This is a genomic window from Kocuria sp. CPCC 205235, assembly GCF_040980905.1.
GTDB lineage: Bacteria > Actinomycetota > Actinomycetes > Actinomycetales > Micrococcaceae > Kocuria > Kocuria carniphila.
Genome location: NZ_JAVKPR010000003.1, coordinates 205553 through 223529 on the forward strand (window position 1 = coordinate 205553; position 17977 = coordinate 223529).

The 17977-nt window shown below is 64.9% G+C and carries 14 protein-coding genes; 7 read left to right on the forward strand and 7 right to left on the reverse strand.

Annotated elements, in window-relative coordinates; all coding sequences use genetic code 11:
• Positions 1-25 precede the first annotated feature (25 nt).
• Both RF638_RS03800 and RF638_RS03805 read left to right on the forward strand, forming a co-directional pair.
• Positions 26-1870, forward strand: coding sequence for an ABC-F family ATP-binding cassette domain-containing protein (locus RF638_RS03800; protein WP_259913779.1), 1845 nt, complete (start codon positions 26-28; stop codon positions 1868-1870).
• A gap of 39 nt (positions 1871-1909) precedes the next feature.
• On the forward strand, positions 1910-2794 hold the full coding sequence (locus tag RF638_RS03805) for an alpha/beta fold hydrolase (RefSeq protein WP_259913782.1): 885 nt from the start codon (positions 1910-1912) through the stop codon (positions 2792-2794).
• A 29-nt stretch (positions 2795-2823) separates the two neighbouring features.
• On the opposite strand, the gene RF638_RS03810 is transcribed toward RF638_RS03805, so the two are convergent.
• Positions 2824-3462, reverse strand: a complete 639-nt coding sequence (locus RF638_RS03810) for an HD domain-containing protein (RefSeq protein ID WP_095796812.1) — start codon at positions 3460-3462, stop codon at positions 2824-2826.
• Between the two features lie 107 nt (positions 3463-3569).
• Between RF638_RS03810 and RF638_RS03815 the strand changes: the two genes are divergently transcribed.
• On the forward strand, positions 3570-4532 hold the full coding sequence (locus tag RF638_RS03815) for a GlxA family transcriptional regulator (RefSeq protein WP_095796813.1): 963 nt from the start codon (positions 3570-3572) through the stop codon (positions 4530-4532).
• 43 nt (positions 4533-4575) lie between these two features.
• Here the strand turns inward: RF638_RS03815 and RF638_RS03820 are convergent, their stop codons facing one another.
• The 4 genes from RF638_RS03820 to rsmA are packed head-to-tail and all read right to left on the reverse strand — an operon-like array spanning position 4576 to position 8433.
• Positions 4576-4869 carry an antibiotic biosynthesis monooxygenase gene (locus RF638_RS03820; RefSeq protein ID WP_095796814.1) on the reverse strand — a complete coding sequence of 98 codons (294 nt, stop codon included), beginning with the start codon at positions 4867-4869 and terminating at the stop codon, positions 4576-4578.
• A 6-nt stretch (positions 4870-4875) separates the two neighbouring features.
• Entirely contained in the window at positions 4876-6381 is a 1506-nt protein-coding gene (locus tag RF638_RS03825; protein WP_095796815.1) for an RNB domain-containing ribonuclease, read from the reverse strand.
• 43 nt (positions 6382-6424) lie between these two features.
• On the reverse strand, positions 6425-7438 hold the full coding sequence (locus tag RF638_RS03830) for a 4-(cytidine 5'-diphospho)-2-C-methyl-D-erythritol kinase (protein WP_095796816.1): 1014 nt from the start codon (positions 7436-7438) through the stop codon (positions 6425-6427).
• Positions 7435-8433, reverse strand: a complete 999-nt coding sequence (gene rsmA, locus RF638_RS03835; protein WP_368841466.1) for a 16S rRNA (adenine(1518)-N(6)/adenine(1519)-N(6))-dimethyltransferase RsmA — start codon at positions 8431-8433, stop codon at positions 7435-7437. The genes RF638_RS03830 and rsmA overlap by 4 nt, the downstream gene beginning before the upstream one ends.
• Positions 8434-9348: 915 nt before the next feature.
• On the opposite strand from rsmA, the gene RF638_RS03840 reads away from it, so the two are divergent.
• Positions 9349-10005: a hypothetical protein gene (locus RF638_RS03840; RefSeq protein WP_095796818.1), complete on the forward strand. Its 657-nt coding sequence runs from the start codon at positions 9349-9351 to the stop codon at positions 10003-10005.
• Positions 10006-10909: 904 nt separating this feature from the next.
• Here the strand turns inward: RF638_RS03840 and RF638_RS03845 are convergent.
• Positions 10910-11911, reverse strand: coding sequence for a TatD family hydrolase (locus RF638_RS03845; RefSeq protein WP_095796819.1), 1002 nt, complete (start codon positions 11909-11911; stop codon positions 10910-10912).
• Between the two features lie 149 nt (positions 11912-12060).
• Between RF638_RS03845 and RF638_RS03850 the strand changes: the two genes are divergently transcribed.
• Genes RF638_RS03850 through RF638_RS03860 form a run of 3 tightly spaced genes read left to right on the forward strand, consistent with a single transcriptional unit; the run spans position 12061 to position 16819 of the window.
• Positions 12061-13011, forward strand: coding sequence for a MoxR family ATPase (locus RF638_RS03850; protein WP_129702298.1), 951 nt, complete (start codon positions 12061-12063; stop codon positions 13009-13011).
• On the forward strand, positions 13008-14432 hold the full coding sequence (locus RF638_RS03855; protein WP_129702299.1) for a DUF58 domain-containing protein: 1425 nt from the start codon (positions 13008-13010) through the stop codon (positions 14430-14432). Before RF638_RS03850 ends, RF638_RS03855 begins: the two co-directional genes overlap by 4 nt.
• Positions 14429-16819, forward strand: a complete 2391-nt coding sequence (locus RF638_RS03860) for a transglutaminaseTgpA domain-containing protein (RefSeq protein WP_259913804.1) — start codon at positions 14429-14431, stop codon at positions 16817-16819. Before RF638_RS03855 ends, RF638_RS03860 begins: the two co-directional genes overlap by 4 nt.
• 129 nt (positions 16820-16948) lie before the next feature.
• Here the strand turns inward: RF638_RS03860 and rsmI are convergent, their stop codons facing one another.
• On the reverse strand, positions 16949-17782 hold the full coding sequence (gene rsmI / locus RF638_RS03865) for a 16S rRNA (cytidine(1402)-2'-O)-methyltransferase (protein WP_259913822.1): 834 nt from the start codon (positions 17780-17782) through the stop codon (positions 16949-16951).
• Positions 17783-17977: the final 195 nt, after the last annotated feature.

Here is a 17977-nt window from a genome sequence, read left to right on the forward strand (position 1 = left end):
CCCTGACGCTTGTATCCTGGCCTGCGTGGCACATCTGATTGGCGGAGAGAATCTGCACCTCGAGTATCCGACCAAGACCGTTTTCGACGCGGTCTCCATAGGCATCGATCAGGGTGACCGGATTGGCATTGTCGGGCGCAATGGCGACGGCAAGTCAACGCTGATGCGCCTGCTCGCCGGCCGCATCGATCCCGACGGCGGGCGGGTCACCGTACGCTCGGGAACCACCGTGGGCATGCTGGACCAGGCGGACACGCTGGACCCGAATCAGACGGTGGGGCACGCCGTCGTCGGCGATGTTCCCGACCATGTCTGGGCCTCGAATGCCAAGGTGCGTGACGTGATTTCCGGCCTGGTCTCGGACGTGGATTGGGACACGGACGTCAGCGAGCTCTCCGGCGGGCAACGGCGCCGCGTGGCCCTGGCCAGCCTGCTGGCCCAGGATTGGGACGTCATCTTCCTGGACGAGCCCACCAACCACCTGGACGTGGACGGCATCACGTGGCTGGCCAAGCACTTGAACAACCGTTGGTCCAAGAACTCGGGCGCACTGGTGGTCGTCACTCACGACCGCTGGTTCCTGGACGCCGTGTGCACGGACACATGGGAGGTCCACGACCGCATGGTCGAGCCATTCGAAGGTGGCTACGCAGCCTACGTACTGCAGCGCGTGGAGCGCGACCGGCAGAACGCCGTGGTCGAGCAGAAGCGGCAGAACCTCATGCGCAAGGAACTCGCGTGGTTGCGCCGCGGCGCACCCGCTCGCACCTCCAAGCCCAAGTTCCGCATCGACGCCGCCAACCAATTGATTTCCGATGTTCCCCCGCCCCGCGATTCGGTCTCGCTCTCGCGCATGGCCGTGTCCCGGCTGGGCAAGGACGTGGTGGACATCGAGGACGTCTCGGTGTCCTTCGAGGGCGCCAACGGCACCACCAACGTGCTCAAGGACGTCACGTGGCTGATCGCCCCTGGCGAGCGCACAGGCATCCTGGGTGTCAATGGCGCGGGCAAGTCCACGCTGTTGGGCCTGGTCACGGGCGCGGTCTCCCCCACCACCGGGCGGGTCAAGCGCGGCAAGACCGTGAAGATCTCCACGCTCACGCAGCAGCTGGCGGAACTCGACGACGTCGCCAACGACCGCGTCTCGGACGTGGTCGCCAGCAAGAAGACCAGCTACGTGACCGAGGGCAAGGAGCTGAGCCCCACCCAGCTTCTCGAGCGACTCGGATTCACGTCCGCGCAGCTCAAGACCCCGGTCAAGGATCTGTCCGGTGGGCAGAAACGCCGCCTGCAGTTGCTGATGATCCTGCTGGACGAGCCCAACGTGCTGATCCTCGACGAGCCCTCCAACGACCTGGACACGGACATGCTCGCCGCCATGGAAGACCTCCTGGACACCTGGCCCGGCACGCTCCTGGTGGTCTCCCACGACCGGTACCTACTGGAGCGCGTGACCGATCAGCAGTACGCGGTGATCAACGGCCAATTCCGCCACCTGCCCGGCGGGGTCGAGGAATACCTGAAGCTCTCGGCCTCCTCCGATTCGGGGTCGGCCGCTGGCTCGGCCGGTGCCTCCAATCCGATGGCGGCTTCTTCTTCGGGTTCCGGTGCCGACGCCGCCGCGGGCTCAGCTTTGGAGCCCAAACTCTCCGGCTCCGAAGCGCGCGCCGCGCAGAAGGAACTGGGCGCCGTCGAACGCAAGCTGCAGAAACTCAACAAGGAAGCCGAGGCCCTGGACGAGACCATGGCCGCAGCGGATCCCTCCGATTTCGAGGGGCTAGGCAAGCTGTCCGCCAAGAAGTCCGAGCTGCAAGAGCAGATGGACGAGCTGGAGATGCGGTGGCTGGAGTTGGGCGAGGCGCTGGAGTAAGCCTCGGGCCAACGCTCGTCGGCCGGATATGGTGAGGGCATGTTGACCCCGGCAGCGACCCAGGAACGGTACGTCGAAACCTCCGTGTGCTCCTTGGGGGTGCTCCGTGCGGGGCCGGCGGTCTCCGGCAGATTGCCGCTTCTCCTGATCCATGGCGGTGGAACCGATTGCTCGGCCATCTCCTGGTACCGGTTATTCGAACCGCTAAGCACCGACCGTCAGGCGTGGGCAGTGGATCTGCCGGGGTTCGGACGCAGCATGTTCGTGGACCCGGTGGGCAGTCCCGCCGATATGGCAGATCTGCTGGCGGAGGTGCTGAGGGTTCTGGGCATCGATTCCGCAATCGTGTGCGGGGTGTCCATGGGCGGGGACGCCGCTCTCAACCTGGCGCTGTCACACGCTCCACTGGTTGCCGGGATGATCCTGGTTGCGCCGGGTGGTTTGACTCCGGCTTTGAAGTCCCCGTGGGCGCAGCGAGCGGCCTGGTACGCATCGCGGCTACCGGACGCGATGCTCCTCCCCCTGGGCCGTTTCGCCAACCGATTCGTGCGGGCCAGCTTGAACTCCATGGTCAAAGATCCGGCTACCCTGCCGGAGCCGGTGGTCGAGGAGTTCGTTCGGTTGGCCCGAGAACCCCGGGGCACCCTGGGGTACACCCGCTACAACCAGGCCACGATTGGTCGAGATCGGATGCTCAACGACCTCTCGGATCGTGTGGCCGAGATCGATGCCCCGGCCCTCTTCTTCCACGGTGCGGAAGATCCGCTGGTCGATCCGGAGGGATCTCGCCGAGCGACAGCCGCGATGCCTGATGCTCGACTCGTCATGGTTCCGAACTGCGGGCACTGGGCGCAGGTGGAGCAGCACGACCGATTCATGGCAGAGGCCGTCCACTTCCTCATGGAAGTGGACGGCCTCAACTAGATCGCATCAATGGCGATGCCCTCGCGGGATTACTCGCTCCAGTCGTTGCTCTTGATGATCTCCACGAAGTTGTCGCGCTTGAAGTCCGGGTTGAAGTGCTCCAGGACATCCGCGTTCATGTTGCCGAACGTGGAGTGCGGGCGGTGCACGTTGCCGTCGTTGAAGGCGTTGAGGATCCGATTCTTGAAGTCCGGACGGGGGTGGGCTTCCACCACGGCGTTGCGCTGTTCGTCGGAGAGGTCGTCCAGGTGCATACCGAGCACATCGGTTTCCACGCCCGCACTGACCAGTGCGATCTCCGGGGACAAGAATTCGGGAACGCCCGGGGTGGTGTGCAGGGCGATGGCCAGCCAAGCATCATGCGCACGCTGAGCGGAGGTGCCGTGGTCCAGCAGGAACTCCTTGACCGCGTTGGCACCATCCACCTCGAAACGGAGCTTGGAATCCATGTAACCCTGGGTCAGCCCCATGTCGTGGAACATGGCGCCCGCGTAGAGCAGCTCGTGATCCACGGACAGATTGCGCACCTGGCCCTGGAAGGCACCGAAGAAGAAAACTCGACGAGAGTGGTGGTAGAGCAGATCGTTCTCGGTATCACGGATGTACTCGGTGACCTCGCGGGTCAGCTTGGTATCGGGAACGGAAATGCCTGCAATGGTGTCAGTCATGTGTGTTGCTCCTTTTCGATTGGTTCACTGATCAGTCTGGTGACTATTGCTCCGTGAAGCCATGGACATGACGCCAGCAATCCCTGAAATTCGGACATACTGGTCCCATGGCCCACTCCCACAACGTTGTCTTCCTGACATTCCCCGGCGTGAAAATGCTGGATGTCACCGGCCCCGCAGAGGTCTTCTCGGACGCGAATCTGCACGGCGCGCAGTACTCCCTGAGCTACGTTTCACCGAGTGGTGGCAACGTGCTGACCACGGTGGGCACGCCGTTGGTGACCGAGGCGGCGTCGTCGGCCTTGAAAAGCGGCCCGATCGACACGCTGGTGGTGGCCGGCGGCGAATGCCTGGTGGACGAACCGATTCCCGAAAATCTGATCGCCACGGCACGCGAGTTGGCCGACCGGTCCCATCGTGTGGCGAGCGTGTGTACTGGTGCGTTTCTACTGGCCAAAGCCGGTCTGCTCGACGGTAGGCGCGCCACCACTCATTGGCTGCACACGGATCGGTTGTCGCGCGAGCATCCGGAGATCAATGTGCTTCCGGATGCCCTTTACACCCAGGACGGCCCGGTGTTCACGAGCGCCGGGGTATCCTCCGGCATCGATCTGGCGCTGGCCCTGGTGAACGCCGACCACGGTGAGGCACTGGCGCGAAATGTCTCCCGCGGGCTGGTGGTCTACATGCAGCGTGCGGGAGGACAATCGCAATTCTCGGCCGCCTTACGTTGGCCGAGCCCGGCCACCCCGGGGTTACAGAGAGCCGTCGACGCCGTGACATCGGACCCGGGTGCCGAGCACTCCGTGGGGTCGCTGGCTGCGTTGGTCAATGTCAGTGAGCGCCACCTGACCCGGCTGTTCAGGGCGGAACTGAACCTCACGCCGTCGAAATTCATTGAACACGTGCGGCTGGACTCGGCCAAGGCGCTGTTGGACGCTGGGCACACGGTGACGGAAACCGCTCGACTCGCCGGGTTCGGCAGCGATGAGAACCTACGACGGTCGTTCACCCTGCGCTACGGCCTGGCGCCCAGCTATTACCGCGGCCGATTCAATACCGCCCGCTGACCGGTATGTGGGTCAACGGGCGGTGGAATCATTTGAAGGGCCGTTAGAGCTCGACGACCTCGAACTCGAGCAGGCTGGCTCCGGTGGCCACGGGCTTCTTGGCTTCACCCGCGTGAGCCTGGCGGGCGTTGCCGTCGCGCCACGCCACGAAGTCTTCCTCGGTGGCCCACGTGGTCACTACGAAGTACCGGTTCTCCCCCGCGACCGGGCGCAACAGCTGGAAACCTTCGAAGCCCGGCTCGGAATCCACGGAGTGCTTGCGGGCAGCAAAGCGCTTTTCGATCTCGGGGCCGGCACCTTCGGGAACCTCGATGGCATTGATCTTGACGACGGACATTGACGCCTACCTTTCAGTTGTGGATGTGCTTCCGACACTAGCTGCGGCGGATGAAGCCGCGCTGTACGACGCCGCACCATCAATGGCTTCCACGAGCTCGAATCGCGATTGGGCGTTTGCCGTGTCCGCCTCGACCAGCCGCACACGAATCTCCTGCCCCAGCGGCAAATCCGTGCCCTTGATGCTGGCCTCCACCGCCGGATTCCTGATGATGAACCGGCCCTTCTCGCCGGTTTCGTCGACCTCGACAACGGTCCCCGTGAACTCCTGACCCACGTGCGGGGAGAGCATGAGCGTCTCCACCATGTTCACGATGCCGCGCTCATACGCGGATGCCTTGCGGTTGGACGACTCCATCTCCTTGGGCAATTGCGGCAAAGCATCCGTGACCCATTCGGGAACCAGTTCTCCGGCGCACAGCGCCAGGCACACCTCACTTGCGTAACGATCAACCAGCCGACGCAGCGGAGCGGTCACGTGCGCATAATGGGTGGCCAGAGCCGCGTGTTGGGAGTTCTCCGGTGTCTGACCGTTGAAGGCCAGATATCCTGCGCCGCGGAACAACAGCGTGCACGAGTACAGCATGGCCGCGTGATCGGGGCGTTCCGGGTCCAGTGTGCGGACGAACTCGGGGTAGTCCATTTCGGGCGGCCACTCAATCCGCAGGGCCTTGGCGGTCTCGCGCAACTTGCGCAAGGACGCGGCGTCGGCGGGCGGCAACGTGCGGAGCAAGCCGACGGCGGCTTCGAGCATGATCTCCGCGGCGGCCATGCCCGTGAGCAGCGAGATCTGCGCGTTCCAGCCCTCGACCGGCAAAGCGGAGCGGTGCACGATGTGCCATTCTCCGTTGGAGGTTTCCACCTCCTGCTCTGGGATCTGCAGGCTCACGCCGCCGCGCTCGTGTTCGATATGCTCGCGGAGTTGACCCACGGTCTTGAGGAGTTGCAGGGATTCGGAGGCGGTGCCATGATCCAGGGCGTCCTGCACCTCGCGATAGGTGAGCTGTGCGCGACTGCGGATCAAGGCTCGCTGCACGGTGCGCGCCGTCTGATGTCCTGTCGCATCCAAGGTGAGCCGCCACAGCACCGCGGGACGAGTCTCGTTCTCCAGCAGACTCGCGGCATCCTCCGAAAGCTCCGGCGGATGCAGGGGCGTGCGCTGATGAGGTCCGTACAAGGTCTGCCCGCGGGCATGGGCTTCCAGGTCAATGGGATCCCCTGGGCTCACGAACGCGGCAACATCCGCAATGGCGTACCAGACGGTGAAGCCCGGCTCCGTCGCCTCGATGAACACCGCCTGGTCCAGATCCCGGGACCCCTCGGGGTCAACCGTCACGAAGTCCAGATCGGTCCGATCCAGTCGGGGAAGGCGAGGATGTCGCGCGGCGTGCAGAGCGGCGTCGTGAACCTCGGGCGAAAAGTCCTCGGGAATGTCGAGGTCCTGGCGAAGTTTCTCCAAACCTTCGACCAGTGGCTTGGGCACGGCTTGAACCTGGTGGGGACGAATAGGCATGCTGTCTCCTCACATCAAGGTCCGCGTCCGCGGGCGCATTGTTCTAGATTGTGCCCCACTCGGGGATCAGTTGGGCACCCACCACGGGCCCGGTGGTCGAAAAAGCGTGGCGATGCTCGCGGCGTAGGCCATTGACCAGGTTCTCCGCGGCCTCCGCAGATTCCGCGAGGAAACACACCGTGGGGCCCGAGCCGGAGACCCAACCCGCAAGGGCACCGAGGTCCACGCCGTGGTTGAGCAGTGTAGCCAACTCCGGCAGCAACTCCAGGGCGGGCGATTGAAGATCGTTGCGGACCCAAGTGGCCACACCTGGAGCATCGCCGATGGCGGCAGCACGTACGAGAGCGGGGTTCAGCGGGTCCGGTGCGCGTTGTGATCTGTGCGCCGTATGAACGCGGTGCGCGTGGTCCCACTGCCGGAACACCGCCGGAGTGGCCAGCCCTTGATCCTGGGGAACGAACACCAGATGCAGCTGATCATCGGTCTCGACGGTGCGGAGGTCATCGCCCTTGCCTCGGCCCTCGGCCAGGCCGCCCAGGATCATGAAAGGAACATCTGCGCCGAGAGTCGACCCGATGTTCATGAGCCTATGACGCCCGAGCCGCGGCTGATCGAGGTGCTTGGCGAGCAATGCATCCACGGCCACGAGTGCCGCCGCGGCATCAGCGGAACCGCCGCCCATGCCGCCGGCCACGGGTACCGCCTTGTCGATGCGTAACTCGATGCCCGGATTGTCGCCATGGGCCTCACTCACCGCGAGCGCGGCACGCACCGCAAGGTTCGAATCGTCCAGCGGGATGTCAGAAAGCCGCGCCGTACCGGACTGGATCATCTCCGCGTACTCACTGCCGGGTGCCGGGGACACCGTGACCATCACGCCGCTCCCCCGCCGGGCCACGTGCGTGTTGACGGAGGCCGTCACGGTTTCGCGCACGTCCACGGCGATGAACAGGGTTTCCAGCGGGTGGTACCCGTCCGGTGTGGGGTCGCCAACGTGGAGCGCCAAGTTCGTTTTCGCGGGGGCCGATGCCGATGCCCGCAGTCCGGCGGGGCTCATACGGGGTTCTCCGTGGTCGGTTCGGGCTGCGTCTCAGGCGTGGCGGGAGTTTTCCGTTCGTGATCCGGTTGCGCTGCTGCCTGTGTTTGTGTCTTTGTCTGTGCCTGTGCCTGTGCCTGTGCCTGTGCGATCGTCGCCGCGGCCTGGGCGATGCGCGCGAAAGCTTTGACGTCCAGTTTCTCGCCGCGCTCACTCGGGTTGATTCCGGCGTTACGCAGGATCTCTTCCGCCCTCGCACCGGATCCGGCCCAGCCGCTCAGCGCCGCACGCAGGGTTTTGCGCCGCTGAGCGAAAGCGGCATCGATTACGGCGAAGACTTCCTTGCGCAGCGACTCGTCCGCCGGCGGGTCACGTCGTTCGAAGCGCACCAGCCCCGACGCGATCTTGGGCGCCGGCCAGAACACGTTCTTACCGATCACACCGGCCTTGGACACCGCCGCGTACCAATTCGCTTTCACCGAAGGCACTCCGTAAACCCGCGATCCCGGTCCAGCGGCCAGTCGATCCGCGACCTCGTCCTGCACCATGACCAGTCCGTGGCGCACGGTGGGGAACATTTCCAAGATGTGCAGCAGCACCGGCACGGCCACGTTGTACGGCAGGTTGGCCACGAGCGCCGTGGGCGGGGTGTCGCCGGGCAGGGCGGTGACGCGGGCGGCGTCGTCGAGCACCATGTTGAGGCGCGAGGCGGCCTCGGGATAGAAACGCTCGACCGTCTCCGGGAGCTGGGCCGCGAGCGGCGGGTCGATTTCCACGGCCGACACCGCCGACGACGCCGCCAGCAGACCCAGCGTCAACGACCCCAGTCCCGGCCCCACCTCCAGGACATGATCGTCCGAGGTGAGGTGCGCCGTAGCCACGATCCGCCGAATGGTATTGGGGTCGATCACGAAGTTCTGACCGAGCGTCTTGGTGGGGCGAATCCCCGCACGCTCGGCCAGTTCTCGAATTTCTGCGGGGCCCAGGAGCGGGCCGTCAAGGCTCTGGTCGGTCACCGGTTCATCCTACGTTGAATGGGTGGTCGGGTTGTGGGTGGTGGGGTGCCCCGGCGGGCAACGACGTGTAGAGAGTGACATCTCGGGGAGCGACATTTGAGGCACAAGTTCGCGGGATGTTCCGCAGCCGTGAACATCTGGGGAAGAGGTTCGTAGCGATTCTGGGGCCGATACACCCATGGCAGAGGATCGTCGTAAAACCGCGGGTATCTTCGTGATCTTCGACCTCAGATGTTCGTGTCCTCCGCGCGCTGCGCTACTTTTCCGGAGATGTCAGCAGCACTCACGGATAAATATCGTTGGTTGGTCATTGGAGCTGGGGAGCTGAGGCTTGCCCCTCGGGGCTTGGTCGTTGGGGCTGTTGAGCTGGGGCTTGGCTCTCGGGGCTTGGTCGTTGGGGCTGTTGAGCTGGACGTGTCGAGTCCGGTCCGTGCAGGCCCCACTCGGGCGGTCGGAACCTGTGGAAAACACCTATCGTCGTGGCTCACTCCGTAGATTCTGGTCATGCCCGATTCCACTCCCTCAAACCGCTCTGATGTAACCACCTTGTATCGCGGACCTCGGCCGCTCGTGGCGGAAACGGCCCGGTGGTCTAATCGCACGGAACGATTACACCGAGATCCGGAGATGCACCAACTCGCCTACGGTCACTGGTTCCGAGCAGACGCGCCGGTCAGTCACCTACAGCGGACCGTGCTGTTACAATGGCATTTGGGTACGCCGAGCTCTACCGTCCGAATCACCGGTACAACCGCACTCAAGTTGTTGAAACTGCCCGACGGGGACCATTACCCCTGGGCCAACCGGATCTTTGCTCATCCCGAACCACTTCGCGGTGGTGAACTTCGCCGCCATCAGAAACACCTTCACCAATTGTCGTGGAACGGTGGTCGGAGGCGCACTTCCCTGCCTGACGTGAAGTTGACCAAGTCTTACAGTCTTGGTTCGTATCAGGGCCCGTGGGATTCGGTCATTGTTCATCCGGTCGAGGCGCTGGTGGTCGCGGCGCCCATGATGGATCGATGGTCCATCACGGCTGCTCTCGATGCGATGCTCTGCATCGACCGACTGAAGCCCCTTGGAACTTCTGAGCCGGATGTTTTCACGGTCGAATCCATCCGAGAGGCTTTGGAGTTACTACCGCCTGCATCTCGTGCCGTCAGAGAGGTTCATCGAGCTCTGGCTGATATCCAGTTCCCCACGTGGTCTGCCATGGAAACACTGACACGAATGCTGGTACTGGCCTGCGGAATGCCGCGGCCGATCATGAACTTCCGGGTGGAGACGCCCAGGGGTCATAGCATCCTGGATTCCGCCTGGCCCGAGCACATGACCGCGGTTGAGTTCAACGGCCGCGATCACAGCCAGGATCATGCGAGCTATAAAGACGAGATGTACCGGAACGAGGTGCTTCGGGGTCTGGGATGGAAGCTAAGAATCGTGTCCTTCGACGACCTGCGCAAAATGGATCGACTGGCGGAGTGGCTGACGTGGCTCGGCGGACATCTCGGCGTCGAGCCCGATCTGAGTCGAGTGACCGATACACGACTTGAACACTCTGAGCCCTGGTGATCGCAGCTAACCCAGTATTCACCTGATTCCTGTACTCGGGGTGGCCGGCTCCCGGTATTCAGAAGGCCGCCTATACGGAATTGACCGGAAGACGTGAACATTTCTGACAGAGGTTCGTCGATCGGAGGGGGCCAGACACATCTAGGGCAGAGGGTCGTAGCAAAAGGCCTAGTATCACCACGATCCTCAACCACGCATGTCAGAGACCCCGATATCACTACGAACCTCTGCCCAGAATGTCCTCCGCCGGCGGCCCCAGGGCGAACCGCTCCCCCAGATGTCGTCGGACCGCGACCCCGGCGTGAACCGCTACCCCAGATGTCACGTGGCGACCCACACCACGCAAGTAAGCGCGAACCGCTCCCCGAGATGTCACGAGGCAACTCACACAACGCGAGTCAGCGCGAACAGTAACCCCAGATGTCATGAGGCGACCCGCACCACGCGAGTAAGCGCAAACCGCTCCCCGAGATGTCACGAGGCAAGTCACACAACGCGAGTCAGTGCGAACAGTAACCTCAGATGTCATTCGCCCCGCCCCTGCGGAATCAGGATGCCCAGACGTGAACATTTCTGACAGAGGTTCGTCGATCGGAGGGGGCCAGACACATCTAGGGCAGAGGGTCGTAGCAAAAGGCCTAGTATCACCACGATCCTCGACCACAGATGTCATCGACCCCGGAATCACTACGAACCTCTGCCCAGAATGTCCTCCGCCCACGTCCCCAGCGCGAACCGCTCCCCAAAATGTCCGCAGCCCACGACCCCAGCGCGAACCGCTACCCCAGATGTCGTCGGACTACGACCCCGGCGTAAACCGCTCCCCAAAATGTCCGCAGCCCACGATCTCAGCGCGAACCGCTGCCTCAGATGTCAGCCGCCACCGAAATCCAGGACGGGGCCCTTAAAACTGCCCGTACACCTTCTCGGAGTTGGCCCAGATCTGCTGGCACAGCTCCTCGAGGTCAGCGGAAAGGATCTCGGCCATGCCGCGCACCGTGTAGTTCACCATGTAGGGGGCGTTGGGTCGGCCGCGGAACGGGTGCGGGGTGAGGAACGGAGCATCCGTCTCGGTCAGAATCAGCGAACGGTCGGCTTCGAGCAGCGCAGCTTTCAAGGACTTCGCGTTCTTGAACGTCACCGTCCCCGCGAAGGACATGTACCAGCCGTTCTCATTGCAGATCCGCGCCAACTCGGGATCGCCGGAGAAGCAGTGGAACACAGTGCGCTCCGGGGCCCCGACCTCGCGGAGAACGCGCACCACATCGTCGTGAGCCTCGCGGTCGTGGATCTGCATAGCCAGGTCGTGCTTCTTGGCGAACTCGATGTGCGCTTTGAAGGACTCCTCCTGCGCCGCGTAACCGTCTTCGGAAGTATGCACGTGGTCCAAGCCGGTCTCACCTATGCATCGCACGCGGTCCTCCGAAGCCAGCGCCTCGATCTCCGCCAACGCATCAGCCAAAGAACCGGCGGCAGCCAGTGACGGCGCCTCGTTCGGATGCAGTGCAACCGCTGCCAGCACCCCCGGCACGGACTGCGCTGCGGAGACGGCGAACCGTGAGGACTCCACGTCGCACCCAGCCTGCACGACACCACGCACGGAGGCAGCCTGAGCGACATCCATCGCGTCCATCACCGACACCCGAACCAACCCGTCCTGCATGTCCAGGTGGGTGTGGTTGTCCACGACCGGGTGCGGCAGTGGCTCGGGAAGCGCGGGGAATTCGACGTTGCGGCGTCGGCCCTCTCGGTCGGTGAGCGCGCGGCGTTCGGTTCCTTCGCCGCTCTCCACCGAATCCGACAATTGATACCACTCGGGCGAATAGGCCGCGGGAGTGGTTCCGGGCTCGGGCTGAGGGCGCTGGTGGGTGTCCCACAACGTGGTGGCAATAGGCGTTTCGATCACCCGCCCACGATACGCCGGGCGCACGGGTCGAGGCACGCCCGTGGAGGCACGCCCAGGGAGGCTCGCCCGCTCAACATGGCCCATAGCGCGTTTCTATGCGAGAGAATAAGAACCAAACCACACAGCGATTTCTCACGAGACGAGGAACCATGGAGCAGTTCTCCACGTACACCCAAGCCATCCTGGACCGCATGAATTCGGTGATCGACGGCAAGCCGACCGAGACCCGCACCGCACTCACGGTTCTGTTGGCGGGAGGTCACTTGCTCGTGGAGGACGTTCCCGGCGTGGGCAAGACCATGTTGGCCCGCACACTGGCCGGCGCGATCGGTGGCACGGTGAGCCGTATCCAGTTCACCCCGGACCTGCTGCCCACCGACATCACCGGTGTATCCGTCTACGATCAGGTGCGCCGCGAATTCGAGTTCAAGCCGGGCCCGGTGTTCGCCAACCTGGTGATCGGTGACGAGATCAACCGCGCCTCCGCCAAGACCCAGTCGGCGCTACTGGAGGCCATGGCCGAATCGCAGGTCACCGCGGACGGCACCACCTACCAACTGTCCACCCCGTTCATGGTGGTGGCCACGCAGAACCCGGTCGAGATGGACGGCACGTTCCCGCTCCCCGAGGCCCAGCGCGACCGCTTCACCGCCCGCATTTCCATGGGATACCCGGATGCGGATGCGGAGGTGCACATGCTCGCCGGTCACGGCTCGGGCTCCCCGCTCAAGGATCTGCAGCCGGTCGTGGACATCAATCAGGCCACCCAGCTGGTCGAGTACGTCCGCTCGCTGCACGTGTCCACCGCGGTTCGCCGCTACATCGTGTCCCTGTGTCAGGCCACGCGTAACCACCCGCACCTTCGCCTGGGCGCCAGTCCCCGCGCCGCACTCCAGATGCAAGCGGCCGCTCGCGCCGAGGCCGCCCTGGCCGGCCGCAATCACGTGCTTCCGGACGACGTCAAAGCCATTGCCGTCCCCGTGCTCGCCCACCGCCTCCTGCTCGAGCGCCGCTCCGGCACCGACAGCTCCCAGGACGTGGTGCGCACCATTCTCGACGACGTTCGTGTGCCCACCGAAGACGGCTCCGGATCTCGATGACTAAGACCGCCCCGACTGCCGAGGCGCGGGTCGATTCCCGCGCCAAGTTCACGGTGCGCGGCTGGTGTTTCCTGGTCGCGGCCGTCGTGTGCCTGGCCGCCGCCACGTGGCTGGGCCGCAAGGACGTGCTCGCGCTGTCCTTGTTCCTGGGCATGCTCCCGTTGTTCTCCTCGCTCGCAATGTGGCTGATCAAACCTCGCGTGTTACTCAAACGGTCCGTGGATCCGGCGCTGGTCACGGTTGGCGACGCCGCCTCGGTCGCCTTGCGTGTGCGGCGTCGTTCGCAGTTCGGTTCCCGACGCCGCTCGGAGACTTCCGGCTCGACCACTCATGATCGCGCTGCGGTCGAAGTCCACGAGAGGGTGGACCCGCAGCTGGGCAAGAACCAGGATTTCTCGGTGCCTGTCTCCGGCGTGCCCGTGGAGTACACGGTGCGCCCGCGGCGTCGTGGAATGTATGAACTGGGCCCGGCGACCGTGCGCGTTCAGGACCCGTTCGGCGTGGTGACCGAGCTGTTGGACGTGGCCGAGCGCACCACCCTGCAGGTCGCCCCGGATGCCGAAGACCTCACCGAGCTGGGTGCGTCCCGGGTCCGTGAAACCGGCGGTGATCCGTCGCGGAGGGCCATGCCGCAGCCCGGTCCCGACAACGTGACCACTCGTGAGTACCGCCACGGTGACCCGATGCGACGGGTGCACTGGGCGGCGTCGGCGAAGCACGGCGAACTCATGGTGCGCCAGGAAGATCCGCGCAGCACTCGGAAGGCCGTGCTCGTGCTGGACATGGCCCAGGAGCACTGGCCCGGCGAGCGTGTGTGGGCGGGCATTCTGCCGTCCACCGAGGAGTTCGAGTGGGGTGTGCGCGCCACAGCGTCCGCTCTGGACCACCTGACGCGCCGCGAGACCGTGGTCTTCGCCCTGGACGACCAGGGACGCGCGCTGCCGCACGGCGACTTGGAGGGCACTGATCAGCGGGACACGTCCGTCACGGACAACACGGCCCTTGAGGTGGTGCACGGTTTGGCGCAGGCCGCGTTGGTGTCCCGCCCCGAACCGGACGCCGCAACTGATCCGCTGACCGCCCGCTTCGACCGTGAAGCGTTGACCCACCCGCTGCTGCTCATCACCGGCAAACTGTCCGCGGAGGCCGCGCGCCGCTACGTGACCGCCGCGAAGGGCAATGTCGCGGGTTCGGTGATCATGGTGCTTGACCCTCCCCTGGCCCGCCCCGAGAGCGCGGACATTCTGGAGACCTCCGGCTGGTCCGTGGTGCTCGTGACGCGCTGGACGGACATCGACGCCGCCTGGACCTCCATCTTGGACGGCGCCACCCTCCTGGATCCGCCGCCCGCACCGCCCGGGGTCGAACAGTTGAACATGGATCACGTGATGGGGCACTTCCGATCGAGGACTACCGCATGAGCCACACCGCCGCACCGGCCACCCCGTGGGGCAGTCCGGAACCCGCCGGAGACACCCGAGGTACGGACGCACCGTCGGGAGCTTCAGGAAATTCTCGGACACCCGAAGCACCCCAGAACCAGCGTGCACCGCGCATGGCGATCATCCCACTGCACGTGCTGCTGCTGGCAAGCATCGCCCTGGGCTGCGTGGGTATGGCCGGCGCGCTCGCCGGTTTCTGGTGGGTGCTGCCCGTGGCGGTCACCGTGGTGATCGTCCAACTGGTGACCGCAGCCGCACGGTGGCTCCGTTTACCCTCTGCGGCGGTGACCGTTCTGGGGCTCGCCGCCCTGCTCTTGGCGCTGACCGTCCTACACCTGAGTGATCACGCGCTGCTGGGGTTCATTCCGACCCCTGAAACCTTTGCGGCAGCGGGGCAACTGTGGAGCGATTCCGGGTCCTTCGTGGCCCGACAATCCGCGCCGTACGGAAACAACGCCGGTCTGGCCCTGGTGTTGAGCGCCCTGGTGGGTCTCGTGACCGTGTTCATGGAAACCGCTCTGCTGGGCCTACGCATGGCGGGTTTGGCCTGCGTGGGAATCCTGTCATTGCTCGTGGTTCCCGCCCTGACCCTTCCGGGCAGTGTGTCCATGTGGGGTCTGGGTGCTGCAATCCTCGCCGCGCTCGCCCTGCTCGCCGGATCCAGGTTGTGGGGTGCTACCCGTCAACAACGCATCGCGCCGACTCCCGGCGGGCTGCCGCGTGCCTTGTTGGTGATTGCCGGTGTCCTGGGTGTGACACTGCTCGTTCCCACGGTGATGCCCGGATTCTTCAGCGGTGCGTTCCCCCAGGGAAGCTCCTTTAACTCCGAGCGCGCCGCGGGCGTGGGTCCGCTGCGCGCGGTCGGTCAAGACCTGCGGGAAAGCGACCGTGTTCAGCGTTTCAGCTACACCACCTCTGACGGGCAGCCCAAGCACATGCGGCTCATGACCCTCTCGGACTTCTCCCAATCCGAGTTCTTCCCGCAGACGGACAACCTGGAGGAAGGGTTGGACGGCATCGCCGATCCCGAAACCAACCCGGTGTCCCGCGAGGATCCCGTCACGACCAAGGTCACGTTCGAGAATTACAGCGAACACTGGCTCCCGGCCCCGTACGCGCCCACGGAGTTCACCGGGATCGGCAACGAGGGTTGGTCCTGGAACCCCCGCGACCTCTCGGTTTTCAGTGCGGCCTCCGACATGTCCGGCGGCACGTTCACCGTGACGTCCTCGGCACCGCAGGCAACGCCGGAAGCGATGCGTTCGGCGGCGTCGTCGGGCGCGAACGATGAGCTGGCCGACTACATGCGGCTCCCCAACGAAATGCCCGAGTCGATCAGCAGCGCGGCCCAGCAGCTCACGGAGGGTGCCGGCAACGACTACGACCGTGCCCTGGCGCTGCAGAACGGGCTGCGCCACAACTTCCAGTACGACGTGAATGCCCCGCTCGCCCAGGGTTATGACGCCGGTGGCCTGGACAGCATGGAACAGTTCATGGAGACCCGCACCGGTTACGCCGGCCACTTTGCCCCCGCGATGGCCCTGATGGCCCGCGAGGTGGGTATCCCTGCCCGCGTGGCTGTGGGTTATCTGCCCACGGCCCCGGTTGGGGACCCGCAGGGCGGCGAGCGCTTCGAGGTGGGCACCGGTGACGCTCACGCGTGGCCCGAACTCTACTTCCAGGGTGTCGGGTGGGTGCGATTCGAGCCCACCCCCGGCATTCCCACCACCCCGGAGTACGCCCCCGAGTCCGGCAACGAGCCCGGTCAGGACGCCTCCGGCCAGCCCGATGAGACGCCCAGCCAGGAGCCTTCGCAGCCGGAGGAACCGACCTCGGAATCCACGGACGAGCAGAGCCAGCCGTCCGCCCCCGAGACCCCTGAGCCGGACGAAGCGCAGCAGGAAACCAGCACCGCCCTGATGATTCCGGTCTGGGCATTGGTACTCGGCGGTGTCCTGCTGCTTCTCCTGCTCCTGGCCGCCCTGCCGCGATTCTTGCGCGGACGACGCCGCCGGGCTCGGTTGGCGGACATGGCCAACTCCTCGCTCTCGCCCCAGGATCGGGCGAACGCGGCGTGGGACGAGCTGGAGGACCTGTCCGTGGACCATGGCGGTTCCCCGAAAGAATCGGACACTCCACGCGTGCGGGCTCGACGCATGGCAGCGGGGATCCCGGCGGCGTCGGAGGCCGTGGATCGAATCGTTGCGGATGTGGAGCACGCGAGCTACGCCGCCCCGGATGCGTCGTGGAAGCCGTCTGCGTCCGCCGCGGACCTTGGCAAAGTGCACGACGAGCTCATGCACCGGGCCAACGGCGGCCAAAAGTTCCGTGCCACGTGGTGGCCGGCGTCGATCTTCCGGCGCTGACATATCGGGTAGAGGTTCACAGTCAGGAACATTTGAGGAAGATGTCCGCAGCGAAACCAGCCGGTTTCTTGCGGACCTCTGCCGAAAATGTCAGCGGCCGAGAAAAACTGCGCATCTCGGCCTCACATGTCAGCGTTGACCGCGGGCGGCGATCACGGCGTCGTAGAGCTGGCGGGTACTCACGCCCGCGTCCGTGGCGATCTGGCGGGCGGCGGCCTTGAGTTTGATGTCGCTGGTGGCCACGAGTTTTTCGACGTCGCCCACGAGGTCCTCGGGTTGCGGAGCCTCTGCCGCTGCTGCACCGTGGACGACCACCGCGATCTCTCCGCGCACCTGGTTGTTCTGCGCCCACTCGGTGAGGCCCGCCAAGTCATCGCGGAGGACTTCCTCGTGGAGTTTGGTCAGTTCACGGCACACCACGGCCTGACGATCGCCTCCGAGCCCGTCCCGCAATGCTTCCAGCATCGCTGCCAGACGATGCGGTGATTCGTAGAAGACCATGGTCCGGCGTTCTTCGGCCAGCGTCTTGAGGTGGGTGGCCCGCTCCCCCGCCTTCCGCGGCAGGAACCCCTCGAACGTGAAGCGGTCGGTCGGCAATCCGGACACCGCGAGCGCAGCCAGCACGGCAGAGGGTCCCGGGATCACCGTCACCCGCAGGCCGGCCTCTGCAGCAGCACGGGTGAGCGGAAACCCCGGGTCGGAAACGGTGGGCATCCCGGCGTCGGACAGCACGGCCACGACCTTCCCGGCACGGACCAAATCGAGGATCTCAGCAACCCGCTCGTTTTCGTTGTGCTCATGGTGAGTCATGACGCGGCCGGTGAAGTGGGCATTCAGTCCAGCAGCAAGGCGATGCAGCGTGCGGGTGTCCTCAACGGCCAGCACATCCGCGGTCCGGAGGATCTCCAACAAGCGGGGGGACGCGTCCGACAGGTTGCCGATGGGCGTGCCCACGACCACCACCGCGCCTCGATCGGCGTGCTCCGGAGAAGACTGGGGGGTTTCCTGAGGCGTAGATTCTTGCGAGCTCACACCCAGTACTCTACGAACCCTGTCCAATCGTCAGCTGAGAACCGCCGTAAACTCCCCCGTGAACAGGGCCTATTCAGAGCCAGCGCCTACGATGAGTGAGTGCATCTGACTGCTTCCCAGCCGGTG